13 protein-coding genes are annotated in these 12623 nt (G+C 71.9%); 1 reads left to right on the forward strand and 12 read right to left on the reverse strand.

The genetic code is table 11. The features are described from left to right. Positions 1-4: 4 nt before the first annotated feature. Positions 5-973 carry a helix-turn-helix domain-containing protein gene (locus LXM90_RS04080; protein WP_026604602.1) on the reverse strand — a complete coding sequence of 323 codons (969 nt, stop codon included), beginning with the start codon at positions 971-973 and terminating at the stop codon, positions 5-7. 121 nt (positions 974-1094) lie between these two features. Here LXM90_RS04080 and LXM90_RS04085 point away from each other — a divergent pair, with 121 nt between their 5' ends. Beyond that, positions 1095-1538, forward strand: coding sequence for a MucR family transcriptional regulator (locus tag LXM90_RS04085; RefSeq protein ID WP_020091031.1), 444 nt, complete (start codon positions 1095-1097; stop codon positions 1536-1538). Positions 1539-1589: 51 nt separating this feature from the next. Here the strand turns inward: LXM90_RS04085 and LXM90_RS04090 are convergent, their stop codons facing one another. From LXM90_RS04090 to LXM90_RS04140, 11 genes are all read right to left on the reverse strand, one after another. Further along, positions 1590-2108 (reverse strand): hypothetical protein, encoded by a 519-nt coding sequence (locus LXM90_RS04090; RefSeq protein WP_020091030.1) that lies wholly within the window; start codon positions 2106-2108, stop codon positions 1590-1592. Positions 2109-2139: 31 nt separating this feature from the next. Further along, a complete protein-coding gene (locus LXM90_RS04095) occupies positions 2140-2676 on the reverse strand; it encodes a hypothetical protein (RefSeq protein WP_020091029.1) in 537 nt (178 codons plus the stop codon). Between the two features lie 165 nt (positions 2677-2841). Then, complete coding sequence (locus LXM90_RS04100) at positions 2842-3780, reverse strand: pirin family protein (RefSeq protein WP_020091028.1); 939 nt, start codon at positions 3778-3780, stop codon at positions 2842-2844. A gap of 135 nt (positions 3781-3915) precedes the next feature. Next, entirely contained in the window at positions 3916-4947 is a 1032-nt protein-coding gene (locus LXM90_RS04105; RefSeq protein WP_020091027.1) for an aldo/keto reductase, read from the reverse strand. A 92-nt stretch (positions 4948-5039) separates the two neighbouring features. Further along, a complete protein-coding gene (locus LXM90_RS04110) occupies positions 5040-6035 on the reverse strand; it encodes an HlyD family secretion protein (protein ID WP_020091026.1) in 996 nt (331 codons plus the stop codon). Between the two features lies 1 nt (position 6036). Beyond that, positions 6037-6261 carry a DUF1656 domain-containing protein gene (locus LXM90_RS04115; protein WP_020091025.1) on the reverse strand — a complete coding sequence of 75 codons (225 nt, stop codon included), beginning with the start codon at positions 6259-6261 and terminating at the stop codon, positions 6037-6039. Next, positions 6258-8114, reverse strand: a complete 1857-nt coding sequence (locus tag LXM90_RS04120; RefSeq protein ID WP_020091024.1) for an FUSC family protein — start codon at positions 8112-8114, stop codon at positions 6258-6260. Before LXM90_RS04120 ends, LXM90_RS04115 begins: the two co-directional genes overlap by 4 nt. 47 nt (positions 8115-8161) lie before the next feature. Next, entirely contained in the window at positions 8162-9148 is a 987-nt protein-coding gene (cydB, locus tag LXM90_RS04125; RefSeq protein ID WP_234081835.1) for a cytochrome d ubiquinol oxidase subunit II, read from the reverse strand. A 6-nt stretch (positions 9149-9154) separates the two neighbouring features. Beyond that, on the reverse strand, positions 9155-10567 hold the full coding sequence (locus LXM90_RS04130) for a cytochrome ubiquinol oxidase subunit I (protein ID WP_020091022.1): 1413 nt from the start codon (positions 10565-10567) through the stop codon (positions 9155-9157). Between the two features lie 107 nt (positions 10568-10674). Further along, positions 10675-12186, reverse strand: a complete 1512-nt coding sequence (gene mqo / locus LXM90_RS04135) for a malate dehydrogenase (quinone) (RefSeq protein ID WP_234081837.1) — start codon at positions 12184-12186, stop codon at positions 10675-10677. 11 nt (positions 12187-12197) lie between these two features. Continuing rightward, positions 12198-12596, reverse strand: coding sequence for a hypothetical protein (locus LXM90_RS04140; RefSeq protein WP_020091020.1), 399 nt, complete (start codon positions 12594-12596; stop codon positions 12198-12200). Positions 12597-12623: the final 27 nt, after the last annotated feature.

Raw genomic sequence — 12623 nt, forward strand, 5'->3', positions numbered from 1 at the left:
GACGTCAGCCGGCGAGCTGGTCCGCGCCGCGGTTGCGCCACCGGTACTCGCTCGGCGAGATCCCGTAGCTGTCCTTGAAGCGGCGGCTGAAATGGCTCTGGGTGCAGAAGCCGCAGCTGTAGGCCAGCTCTCCGACGGCCAGATGGGCGAAGCCGGGATCGGCGAGACGCTGCGCGGCGGTCTCCAGCCGCCGCCGCCAGATCCAGTCGGCGATGTTGCGGTCCTGCTCGCGGAACAGGGCCTGGAGGTGGCGCAGCGACACGCCGACGGCCGCCGCGAGCCGGGCGGGGTCGAGGTTCAGGTCGCCGAGATGGGCCTCGATGTGGGCCAGCGCGCGCTGGAAGATCAGGACGCCCTGGATGTTCTTGGGGGTCTCGTGCGCGAGGCGTTCCGCGATGCTCGCGACGATGAGATCGACGCCGACCGACGCCATGCGGTTCGACATGTCCGGCGTCAGGCGCTCCGCGTTGCGGACCAGTTCCTGGAAAAAGGTCGTGACCATCGACGTGCCGACTTGATCCGCGCCGATCGTGAGGCACGTGAACCGGCGCGTCGAGCCGAGGGCGCGCTCCAGGGCCGCGCGCGGCAGCTCGACGAACAGCGTCTGCGTGTCGACGTCGGAGGCCATCGTCGCCGGCCGACGGTCCATCACGACGATGTCGCCGGGATTCTGGATCGCGGTGCGGTCGTCCTGCGCGCTGAACACGCGGCCCTTGAGCGTGATGGCGACGTTCAGGGTCTCGTACTTGCCGTGCCGGCGGATCGTGTCCGGGGTCGCGACGGTGGTGACGGCGCTCTGCGTCACGCGCGTGATCAGCAGCGGCCCGACCTCCGCGGCCTCCAGCGTGCCGGTGAAAGCGTGCGCCACGGCAGGCGTAAGTTCGACCGGCACGATCCGCTCGAAGATCGTCTCACGCCAGAGGCGGAAACTGTCTTTCGGCTTGAAATCCGCCGTAGAGAACAAAGTCCTCATAGAAAATTCTTGTATTCATGCTTCGCCGCGCGCGCTCGGGAAAACGGTAGCACGCTTTCAGGCAAGCGCAACGGCGCCGACCAACCTAAGAGGGTTCTCGACCTTGTCAGGAGCCCATAACGTGTCCGATTCGTCCCTCGTCAGCCCCCAATCCAATATCGTGCTGACGGCAGGGCTCGTCGCTGCCTATGTATCGAACAATCGGGTTCCGACCGCCGACCTTCCGACCCTCATCGCGCAGTGTCACGACGCGATCACCGCGCTGGCCGCCAACGGGGCGGCGTCGATCGAGGCGGCGGGGGACACGGACGCGCTGCGCGACCGGCCTACCGCCGCGCAGATCCGCAGCTCGATCCGGCCCGACGGCATCGTGAGCTTCATCGACGGGCGCCGGTACAAGACGCTCAAGCGCCATCTCACGGCCCACGGCCTGCACCCGCAGAGCTACCGCGAGCGCTACGGTCTGCCGGCCGATTATCCGATGGTCGCGCAGGAATATGCCGAGCGCCGGTCCGCGCTGGCGCGCTCCATCGGCCTCGGCGTGCCGGGCGAGCGCGCCGCCTGAGCCGACCCGCCTCGGCAGGCCGCGGCTGATTCGTGGCTGGCGCTCCGGGCCTCAGGCGGCCGCGTGCCGTCCGTCGGGCAGCAGATCCCGGCTCGCCTGCTCGATCCGTTTGAGCCAGTCCTCGGCCGCCGCCGCCCGCAGGGTCGCGGCCTCGGCCCGCGCCTGGGCCTCCCGGACGCGCCGGTCGGCTTCCGCCTCGCGTTCGAGGACCTGCCGCGCCGCCTGCGCCCGCGCTTCCTCCAGGAGCGCCCGCAGGGTCCGGATCTCCTGCTGGGCGGCCTCCAGATCCGCGGCCAGCGTCTCGCAGGCGGTCGATTGCTGGTGCAGGCGCTGATCCTGCGCCTGCTTCGCAACGGTCGCGGCCGACAGGGTGTCGAGGATCTGGCTCCAGTCCGCCACCGGCCGCGACGGCGTCTCCGGATCGGGTTCGGGGGACGCTTCGGAACGCGCCGCCGGGCTCGGTGCGTCGGCCACGAGGGGGCCGTCGGCGATCCCCGGAGCCGGCTCCGTCGGTTCTCCGCGCTCGCGCGCGATGCGGGCGTCGAGCTGGGCCCAGAACGTCGCGTTCATCGCCGTGGCGGTTCCGCAGGGCCCGCGCCGGTCACGAAGCCGCCCGCGTCGCGGAAGCCCGAGCGCTGCCCGCCTGGCCGGTCACCTGTCCGCCCGGCTGCATCACGAATTCCGCGTCGATCGTCTCGGCGATGCGCTGGAGCATCTGCTCCGCTGCCGCGGCCCGCTCCTCGGCGGCCGCGGCCCGGTCCTCGGCGGCCTGGATCAGCTTGATCGCCTGCGCGTGGACCTCGTGGGTCTCCCGCTCGGCCGCCAGCACCTGGGCGCGGGCCGCGTCCATGTCGGCGCGCACCTGCCGCAGCAGGTCCTGGACGTGCGTCTCCTGCTCCTGTGCCCGGTCCTCGACGTTCCGGATGTAGCGCGCCGCGCCCTGCACCCGCTCCAGCAGGTCGGGCCACCGCTCGACCGGCGACGGGTTCTGGTTGCGCCCCTGCGCCGAGACGCGCTCGTCCGCGGCGAGCAGGACGAGGTTGCCGGTGCGGATCCGGGTCGTCGGCTCGCGGGCGTCGCGCGCGACGGCATCGATCTGGTCCAGCGCCTCGGCCTTGGGGTGCTTCGTCTGTTCCATCACGCGTCCTGCCGACAGGGTGCAGCGCAAGCCTTCGGTGAGGCATCGGCGTCCGCCTCACACCGACGGAAAATGGTTAACAACTCCTTAATGTTCGCGCTAGGGTTGCGCTGCCGCGGCGATACCCGCGCGACGTCGCGCGGGACCGCCGGATCGCGGGCCGTCTCACGGGTAGCGGACGGGCTGCGGGTCCTCCGGCAGCGGGATGAACTCGGCGTCGTTCGGCACGGTGTCGAACCGGCCCTGGCGCCAATCCTCCTTGGCCTGCGCGATCCGCTCGGGCCGGGACGAGACGAAATTCCACCACAGGTGGCGCGGGCCGTCCATTGGCTCGCCGCCCAGCACCATGAACCGGGCCGATTCCGTGGCGCGCACGCTGATGCGGTCGCCGGGGCGGAACACCAGCAGCTGGCCGGGGCCGAAGCCGTCGCCGGCGATCTCGATGGCGCCCGCGACCGTGTAGATCGCCCGCTCGTCGTAGGTCGGATCGAGGGGCAGGACGGCGCCGGCCTCGAGGGCCACGTCGGCGTAGACCATCGGGCTCGAGGTCCGGACCGGCGAGCGCGCGCCGAAGGCCTCGCCGGCGATCAGCCGGACGGTCTTGCCCTCGCCGGTGAGGACAGGTAGCGCGGCGGCGTCGTAGTGCTCGAAGGCGGGGGCGTTCTCCTCGTCCCGGTCCGTCAGCGCGACCCAGCTCTGGATGCCGAACAGGCGGGAGCCGGTCTGACGCAGCGTCGGGGCGGTGCGTTCCGAGTGCGTGATGCCGCGGCCGGCGGTCATCCAGTTCAGCTCGCCCGGCCGGATCGGCAGCTCCGTGCCGAGGCTGTCGCGGTGCATGATCTCGCCGTCGAACAGGTAGGTGACGGTGGAGAGGCCGATATGCGGGTGCGGCCGCACGTCCATGCCCTGCCCGAGGAGGAATTCCGAGGGGCCCATCTGGTCGAAGAAGATGAAGGGGCCGACCATCCGGCACTCGGTGGAGGGCAGCGCCCGGCGCACCGCGAAGGAGCCGAGATCGCGCGAGCGGGGCACGATCAGGGTCTGGATCGCGTCGCAGCTGAAATGGTCGCCCGGGATCGGGTCATCGGCACTGTGCCAGCTCATCGCCTTGCTCCTCCGCGCGGGGATCGGCCCCCCATCCGCAGGCATCCTGGACCGGGAGCGTCCGGGTTGGAACAGAAACGATCGAAACGCATCGTTTCTGAAAAATCGCTCGATCGTCCCGGCCGGGGCGACGGCCTACCAGCGCGTCGGCTTGGGGTTGCGCTCGTCGAAGCCGCGCTGGTGCCAGTACGGGTAGATCGGGGTCTCCTGGCTCGCCGCGTCGAGCCGGGCGACCTGCTCGGCCGTCAGGGTCCAGCCGAGGGCGCCGAGGTTCTGCTTCAACTGCTCCTCGTTGCGGGCGCCGACCACGATGTTGCAGACGGTCGGCCGGGTCAGCAGCCAGTTGAGCGCCACCTGCGCCACCGTCTTGCCGGTCTCGGCCGCCACGGCGTCGAGGGCGTCGACCACGCCGAACAGGTAGTCGTCGGAGACCGGCGGCCCGCCCTCGGCGCCGCCGGCGGCGATGCGGCCGCTCTGGTTGGCCTGTCCGCGGCGGATCTTGCCGGTGAGACGGCCCCAGCCCAGCGGGCTCCAGACCATCAGGCCGACGCCCTGGTCGAGGCCGAGCGGCATCAGCTCCCACTCGTAGTGGCGGCCGATCAGCGCGTAGTAGCCCTGGTAGGCGACGTAGCGGGCGAGCCCGTGGCGCTCGGAGGTCGCGAGCGCCTTCATCAGCTGCCAGCCCGAGAAGTTGGAGGCGCCGATATAGCCGATCTTGCCCGCGCGGGTGAGGTCGTCGAGCGCCCGCAGCGTCTCGTCCACGGGGGTGAGGGCGTCGAAGCCGTGCATGAAGTAGACGTCGATATGGTCGGTGCCGAGCCGCTTCAGACTGGCCTCGCAGGCGCGGACCAGGTGGTAGCGCGAGGAGCCGACCTGGTTCAGCTCGTCGTTGAACCGGAAGGTCGCCTTGGTGGAGATCAGCGCCCGGTCGCGCTTGCCCTTCAGGGCCTGGCCCAGGATCTCCTCCGAGGCGCCGCCCGAGTAGATGTCGGCCGTGTCGAAGAAGTTGACGCCGGAGTCGAGGCAGAGATCGACCATGCGGGTCGCCTCGGCGACGTCCGTCTGCCCCCAGCGCTGGAAGAATTCGTTCGTGCCGCCGAAGGTGCCGGTGCCGAAGCTGAGCACCGGCACGGTGAGGCCGGAGCGTCCGAACTGCCTGTAGTCCATCGGGTCCTCGTCGCGATCGCGGCCGCCGCGCGGCGGCGCGCCTGCCGGATCAACGCGCCGCGCCGCCCGGTTTTCCCGGCCGGCGCGCGTCGTCAGCGCCGCGACTCGACGACCGGCGCCCCGTCGCAGCGCTGGCCGGCGGCCGCGCCCGTGCGCCGGCCGGGCGGCAGTGCGTCCGGCGACCCGGCTGTCTCGGCCAGGATCGCGACGTTCGCCGTCATCCCGGCCGCCAGCACGATCGGGCAGGGCACGTCGTCGAGGTCGATCCGGATCGGCACCCGCTGCGCCAGCCGGACCCAGGTGAAGATCGGGTTGACCGTCGGCAGCCCCTGGACGCCCGGGGCGGCGTCGGCGACGCTGATCCCGCGGCCGAGGCCGGTGACGCGCCCCCGGATCGGACGGTCCGGCCACGCCATCAGCGACACGCGCGCGGCGTCGCCCGCGCCGATGCGCGGGAGCTGCGTCTCCTCGAAATAGCCCTCGATCCAGAAGCTGTCGCCGTTGACCAGCGTCAGCGCCGGCTGTCCCGTGGCGGCGAACCCGCCCTCCTGCAGCAGCAGGTTGGTGACCCAGCCGTTCACGGTCGCCCGCAGGGTCGTGCGCTCCAGGTTGAGCCGCGCCTGCGCGAGCGCACCCTCCGCCTGGACCACGTCGGCCTGGGCGGCCTGCGCCTGGCCGCTGGTCGTCTGCTTCTGCTGCGGCGTGGTGGCGAGGTCGTCGAGGTCGGCGGTGCGCTGCGCGATCCCCGCGAGGTACCCGGCCCGCGCCCGGGCACTGGCGAGGGCGCCCTCGGCCTGGGTCACGGCGTTCCTGAACGTGCCGGGATCGATCGTGAACAGCACGTCGCCCTTGCGGACGAACTGGTTGTCGCGGACCCGGACCGCCACCACCGTGCCGGAGACCTCGGGCGCCACCTGCACGGTGTAGACGCGCACGCGCCCGTCCCGGGTCCAGGGCGTGTAGGCGTAGTAGAGGAAGGCGAGGTAGGCGAGGCCCACGGCCGCCGCCAGCGCCAGCAGGGTGGCGGCGACGTTGTAGGCGGGCGGCGGCTGCCAGTCGCGCAGCGACGGTCGCGGTTTCAGGGCCATCTCACGGGCCCTGGACGCGCAGGGACAGGATCAGCAGCGCCGTCACGGCGGTCAGGAGGCTGAAGTCGAACAGGGCGCGGTTCCAGACAAGGTGGTTGATGCCGATCCAGTCCAAGATCCAGCGCAGGGCCCAGGTGATCACCAGGGCGGCGAGCAGGCAGATCACCGCGGGCTCGACGAAGAGCCCCAGCACGTCGACCGCCCGCAATCCGACCACGCCGATCACGCCCGCCCTCCCGGATCGAGGTTCGGCCAGCCCGCGCGGTCGAGATCCGACACGAGGGCGGCCAGCGCCCCGATGCGCTCCGCCTGGAGGGGCAGGGTCGCCCGGTCGGCGAGCGCGCGCAAGGGATCCGGCACCGTCTCCGGCCCCGCCGGACGGGACGCGGCGAGCCGCGCCCAGACCGCCCGGCCGACGCGGCGGCCCTCCCGGTCGTCCGTCTCCCGCAGGGCGAGCAGCAGGAGCCCGATGACGAGCAGGCGCTCGCCGCTCCGGGCCGCCGCGTCGTCCGCGCCGATGAGGGCGAGTCGGCCGAAGCCCCGGGCGAGGTAGCGGTCGAGCGGCGGCAGCAGGAGCGCCGGGTCGAGGGCCGCGCCGCGCACCGACCGGACCAGCCGGCGTCGGGCCCGCAGGCGCAGGGTCGCGGCGCTCACCGGCGGCGGCAGGGCGGCGAACGCGATCGCCGCCACCGCCATGCCGAGCAGCTCGGCCAGCACGGTGTTGAGCGAGTCGGCGAGGTCGTAGGTCATCGGGTTCTTGGGATCGAGCACGCCGAAGACGAAGAACCCGAAGCCGATCCCGTAGATCGCGCGCTTGTCGGCGCGGCCGACCACCGCCAGCATCGCCACCGGCAGCAGCACCGCGGCCAGCAGCGCGAAGCTCCCGGTGGTCGTCAGCAGGGTGTAGCGGACTGTGAGCCCGACCACGCCGGCGAGCAGCGCGCCAACCAGGAAGGCGCGGGATTCCGCACGCGGGTCGGCATGGGCGGCGAGCAGGACGCAGACGAGGCTCGCCCAGGTCGCGGCGCCGGCCCCGTGCGACCAGCCGGTGACGTACCAGAAGCCGTTGACGAGCAGGACGGCGGCGGCGGTGCGCAGGGCGTTGTCGAAGGCGTGCCAGCCGTCCCAGTCCAGGTCGTTCCACAGGAGCAGGTGCGGGCGGAACGGGACGCGCCGCCGGCCCACGCGCCCGCCGGCCCGCAGGAGCCGCGCCGAGACCCGGACGCGCCCGACCTGCCGGACGGCGATCGCCCCGCCGGCCCCGATCAGGTCGGTCGAGCGCGATCCCGGCCGGTCCGGCAGCAGCGCCCGCAGCAGGCCCGCGGCGAGCACCCGCCGCAGCCGGGGGGCGGCGTTGCGGATGCCGCGGCCGCCGGAGCGCAGGGAGGGCTGCTCGGTGAACGTGTCGGTGACCTCCTCGCCCAGGGTCATGACCGCGGCGATCGGCATCGGGCCGGGCCGCTCGCCCCGCCGCAGGGCGGCCATCCAGGCGTCGCAGGCCTCCGCGGCCGCCTCGAGCCGCCCCGCCAGGGCGCGGCTGACGGCGGGGACGCCCGGCGCCACGAACACGTTCGACGCGTAGGCGCAGCCGATCCCGAGCAGGATCGTCGAGCAGCGGTCGACGCCGATCTGGAACACGGCCTCCGGGTTCTGCACGTCGGCCAGCGCGATGATCGGCACGGTGAAGCCCATCGAGGCGAAGCCGTAGGCGCGCTGGCCGCTCTCGACGCTGGAGGCCGCGGTGAGCAGGCCCATCCACAGGGCCAGCGCGAGGTCGAAGGCCAGGGTCGCCTGGGCGAAATTGGCCACCAGCACCATCGCGACGGTGACGCCCACCAGCGTGCTGCCGGCGCGCCACAGGCTCTTGCGCAGGGAGGCCGCGCGGGTGGCGAGCGTCACCGAGATGACCGTCCAGCCGGCCCAGTGCGGCAGCGCCAGCTCGAGCCACATGGCGAGCCAGATCGCCGCGATGGCGGTGAGCGCGATGCGCACGGCCTCGGCCGCCTCGCGCGGCCACCACGCCGCGAGGCGCTGCAGGAGGCCCGGCGCGTCGTCGGAAAGGGCCACCTCACCGGCCATCGCGCGGCCTCGCCGGCCGGGGCGGGTCCGGGAATCCGGCTGCAGGCTCAGTCATAGTGCTCGGCGATGTCGACCTTCCCCTTGAACACCCGGTAGACCACCAGGGTGTAGATCAGGGTGATCGGCAGGACCACGATGCCTGCGCCCCAGAACATGAAGGACAGGCTCGCCTCCGGCGCCGCCGCCTCGGTCACCGTCACGCTGAACGGCACCATGTAGGGCAGGAACGAGGCGGCGAGCGTCGCGAAGGCGGCGGCGAAGATCAGCGCCAACAGCGGGAAGGGCAGGGCATCGATCCGGCGCCGCGCCGCGTAGAGGAGCCCGGCGCAGGCCACGGCCCCCACGAGCGGCAGGACCAGCATCTCGGGCCGCTCGACCCAGCGGTGCAGCACCCGCAGGTTCATCGCCAGCGCGTACGCGAAGGCCGCGCCGAGGAAGACCAGGACGCCCAGCAGGAGCCGCGGCAGCAGCCGGAAGCCGAGGTCGCGCACGTCGGACTCGGTCTTGCCGCACAGCCACGCGGCGCCGAGCAGCGCGTAGCCGAGGCACAGGCCGAGCCCGCAGAGCAGCGAGAACGGCGTGAGCCACGTGAACGCCCCGCCGGCGTAGAGCCCGCCCTGCACCGGCAGCTCCTGCACGAGCGCCCCGACCGTCACGCCCTGCACGAAGGCCGCGCAGTAGGAGCCGCCGACGAAGCCCGCGTCCCAGACCCGCCGCAGCCGCCGGGACTTGTAGCGGAACTCGAAGGCGACGCCGCGCAGGATCAGGGCCGCGAGCATCAGGAGGAGCGGCAGGTAGAAGGCCGAGAGCAGCAGCGCGTAGACCGTCGGGAAGGCGCCGAACAGGATCGTGGCGGCGAGCACCAGCCAGGTCTCGTTGCCGTCCCAGACCGGGGCGATCGCCTGCATCATGTGCCGGCGCGCCGTCTCGTCCGGGGCGATCCCGAACAGCATGCCGACGCCGAGGTCGAACCCGTCGAGCAGCACGTAGAGCATCAGGGTGAGGGCGAGGGCGGCGGCCCAGAATTCGATCACGGCCGCTCACTCCGCCGGATTGCTGCTGGGGGTGCCGGGACTGTCGCCCGGCACGGCGAGCGGCCGCTTGGGGTTGGCGGCGCTCCCCGCACGGGCCGGGGTCGGCAGGATGCCGGCCTTGAGCATGCGGTAGATGTAGACGGTGCCGGCCGCGAAGATCAGCGCGTAGACCGCGCCGAACACGGCGAGCGAGGTCGCAACCTGCGGCGCGGCCAGGAACGGCGTCGCCGCGTCGGCGGTGCGCAGCTGGCCGTAGACCGTCCAGGGCTGGCGCCCGACCTCGGCGGTGAACCAGCCGGTCAGGGTTGCGACGAAGCCGAGCGGGAACGACAGGAAGATCGCCCATTGCAGCCAGCGCGCCCGCTCTAGCCGCCCGGTGGCGTAGAAGGCCATCCCGCCCCAGGCCAGCGCCAGCATCAGCAGCCCGCAGCCGACCATGATGCGGAAGGCGAAGAACGGGATCAGCACCGGCGGCCGGTCGGCCTTGGGGATGTCCTTGATGCCGATCACCTTGCCGGTGAGGGTGCCGTCGTCGATCAGGCTGCCGATCGGGGCGGGCAGCGCGATGACGAAGTGGTTCTTCTCCTGCGCCTCGTCGGGCCACGCGAACAGGATCTCGCCGGCCGGCGCCTGGCTCTCCCAGTGACCCTCGATCGCGGCGATCTTCGAGGGCTGGTGCTTGACGACGTAGTCGCCGGTGAGGTGGCCGAAGAACAGCTGCAGCGGCACCAGGATCGCGGCGAGGCCGAGCCCCATCCGGATCATGGCGCGGGCCTCGATCCGGTCGCTGCCGCGCAGCATGTACCACGCCCCCGTCGCGGCCACGCAGAAGCTGGTGGTGACGTAGGCGGCCAGGACCATGTGGGGGAAGCGGACCCAGACGACCCCGTTGAAGATGATCGCCCACCAGTCCGTCGGTACGAACACGCCGTCCGGGCGCTGGGCGAAGCCGGTCGGGTACTGCATCCACGAGTTGTTCACGAGGATCCAGAAGGACGACAGGCTGGTGCCGAGGCAGACCATCAGGCAGGCGAACAGGTAGAACCAGCGCGGCACCCGCCTGCGGCCGAACATCAGCACCCCGAAGAACGAGGCCTCGAGCGCGAAGGCCGTGAAGCTCTCGTAGCCGAGGAGCGGCCCCTGGATCGGGCCGGTGCGGCGGGCGAGCTCGCTCCAGTTGGTGCCGAACTGGAACGCCATGACGATGCCGGAGACGACGCCGAGCCCGAAGGCGACGGCGAAGATCTTGAGCCAGAAGGCGAACAGGCGGTCGTAGACCGGCTCGCGCGCGATCATCGCCCGCGCCTGCAGGAAGGCGAGCCAGGCCGCCAGCCCGACCGTGAAGGCCGGGAAGATGATGTGGAACGACACCGTGAAGGCGAACTGGATGCGCGAGAGCATCAGGGCGGAGATGTCCATCGTTCCTCTCTCCGGCCGAAGCTCGCCGGTCCGCCGCCGCGGGCCGGGCGCGTCGCACCCTCAGATGTCCGCCGGCGGGGCGCGGGGAACCGCGCCTCGCGAACCTGTCAGACGTTGTCGATCCTCAGGACCGGCGCCGTCTCGGCCCGGGTGCGGCGGCAGGCCTCGGCGTCCCGCTTGAGGTCGATGCCGTAGGTCGGGATCACCGCCTTGAGGCGGGGCAGCCAGGCATCCGGCGTGAGCCGGTCGGCGAAGCACTTCTCCAGGACCTCGACCGCGATGAAGGCCGCCGTCGAGGCGCCGGGCGAGGCGCCGAGCAGCGCGCAGATCGAGTTGTCGGCCGCGGCCACCAGCTCCGTGCCGAATTCGAGGTCGCCTTCCTCCAGCGGGTTCGCCTTGCCGGTCGGCTTGATCGTCTGCACCCGCTGGCCGGCCACCGCCGAGGTCCAGTCCTGCTTCAGCGCCTTGGGGAAGAAGTCCTTGAGGGTCGCGAACTGGTGGTCGGAGCTCTGGAGCACCTGGCCCACGAGGTACTCGGTGAGCGCGACGTTGTCCTTGGCGACGTCCAGCAGCGGCACGATGTTGTGCGGTGTCAGCGCGGTGAACAGGTCGGTGAGCGACCCGTGCTTCAGGAAGCGCGACGAGAAGCCCGCGTAGGGCCCGAACAGCAGCGAGCGCTTGCCGCCGATGATGCGGGTGTCGAGGTGGGGGACCGACATCGGCGGCGAGCCGGAGGCGGCCTTGCCGTAGACCTTGGCGTGGTGGCGTGCGCTGACCGCGTCGACGTCGCAGCGCAGCCAGATCCCCGAGACCGGGAAGCCGCCGTAGCCGCGCCCCTCCGGGATCTTCGAGGCCTGCAGCAGCGGCAGCGAGCCGCCGCCCGCGCCGATGAACACGAACTTGGCCGTCACGGTCTGGCGCGTGCCGTCGTAGGTGTCCTCGACGGTCACGGCCCAGCGGCCGTCGTCGACCCGGTCGAGGGCGACGACCTTGCGGTTGTAGTGGACGGCGAAGCCGGGCTGTGCCGCGAGCTGCTTGACCAGCAGGTGCGTCAGGGCGCCGTAATCGACGTCCGTCCCGGTGACGATCCGGGTGGCGGCGATCGGCTCGCCGGGATCGCGGCCCTCGATGATCAGCGGCGCCCAGCCGGCGATGACCTGCGGGTCCTCGCTGTACTCCATGCCGTGGTAGCAGTGGTGCGCCGACATCGCGGCGTAGCGCGCCTTGAGGAAGGCGACGTTCTCGGCCCCCCAGACGAAGCTCATGTGCGGGCAGGGATGGATGAAGGCGCGGGGGTCCGGGATCGCGCCCTTCCTCACCAGATGCGCCCAGAGCTGGCGCGAGATGTCGAACTCGGTGTTCACCTCCAGGGCCTTGGCGATGTCGACGCTGCCGTCGGGGCGCTGGGGCGTGTAGTTCAGCTCGCAATTGGCCGCGTGGCCGGTGCCGGCGTTGTTCCAGCCCTCCGAGCTCTCCTGCGCGCAGTCGTGCAGCGTCTCGAACATCGCGATCCTGAGCGACGGCTCCAGCTCCTTCAGGACCGTGCCGAAGGTCGCGCTCATGATCCCGGCGCCGATCAGCACCACGTCGGGAGCGTCGTCGAAGCTGATCTCGGCCATCGGGCCCCTCCTCAGGCGGTCTTGTTCGGGACGAAGGGGAGCCGGGCCTCGGCGCCGGGGGCGAGGATCACGTAGGCCCGGCACCAGGGCTCGTCGTCGACGAGGCGCCAGGAATGGCCGGAGCCGGCCGTGTCCTCGGCGATGAGGATGTCGCCGGGGCGGATCGTGAAGTGCGCGCCGGCCCTCGTCTGGAAGTCGAGGGTGCCGCGCAGGGTGATGACGAACTGCCGGGTCGGCGCCGCGTGCCACGCGTAGGTCCCGCCGGCCTGGGTCTCGCGGAAGGAGATCGAGACCACGTCGGTCGTGCCGCTGAGGATGTCGCCGCGCTCGCCGTGGGGCAGGTCGATGACGCCTTCCTCGAAGTAGGAATTGTCGTCGTCACCGGTCCAGATGCGTACGCAGCGGATCATCGGGCAGAGCTCCGGCTTCGGAAGGGC

The organism is Methylobacterium oryzae (genome assembly GCF_021398735.1).
Classification (GTDB): Bacteria; Pseudomonadota; Alphaproteobacteria; order Rhizobiales; family Beijerinckiaceae; genus Methylobacterium.

What these genes read in the sequence shown, in the direction of transcription:
- LXM90_RS04100 (WP_020091028.1), bottom strand. Translation starts at nt 3,780, where the DNA reads ATGAGCTGGCACAGTGCCGATGACCCGATCCCGGGCGACCATTTCAGC.
- LXM90_RS04080 (WP_026604602.1), bottom strand. Translation starts at nt 973, where the DNA reads ATGAGGACTTTGTTCTCTACGGCGGATTTCAAGCCGAAAGACAGTTTC.
- LXM90_RS04110 (WP_020091026.1), bottom strand. Translation starts at nt 6,035, where the DNA reads ATGGCCCTGAAACCGCGACCGTCGCTGCGCGACTGGCAGCCGCCGCCC.
- LXM90_RS04120 (WP_020091024.1), bottom strand. Translation starts at nt 8,114, where the DNA reads ATGGCCGGTGAGGTGGCCCTTTCCGACGACGCGCCGGGCCTCCTGCAG.
- mqo (WP_234081837.1), bottom strand. Translation starts at nt 12,186, where the DNA reads ATGGCCGAGATCAGCTTCGACGACGCTCCCGACGTGGTGCTGATCGGC.
- LXM90_RS04095 (WP_020091029.1), bottom strand. Translation starts at nt 2,676, where the DNA reads ATGGAACAGACGAAGCACCCCAAGGCCGAGGCGCTGGACCAGATCGAT.
- LXM90_RS04130 (WP_020091022.1), bottom strand. Translation starts at nt 10,567, where the DNA reads ATGGACATCTCCGCCCTGATGCTCTCGCGCATCCAGTTCGCCTTCACG.
- LXM90_RS04140 (WP_020091020.1), bottom strand. Translation starts at nt 12,596, where the DNA reads ATGATCCGCTGCGTACGCATCTGGACCGGTGACGACGACAATTCCTAC.
- LXM90_RS04105 (WP_020091027.1), bottom strand. Translation starts at nt 4,947, where the DNA reads ATGGACTACAGGCAGTTCGGACGCTCCGGCCTCACCGTGCCGGTGCTC.
- LXM90_RS04090 (WP_020091030.1), bottom strand. Translation starts at nt 2,108, where the DNA reads ATGAACGCGACGTTCTGGGCCCAGCTCGACGCCCGCATCGCGCGCGAG.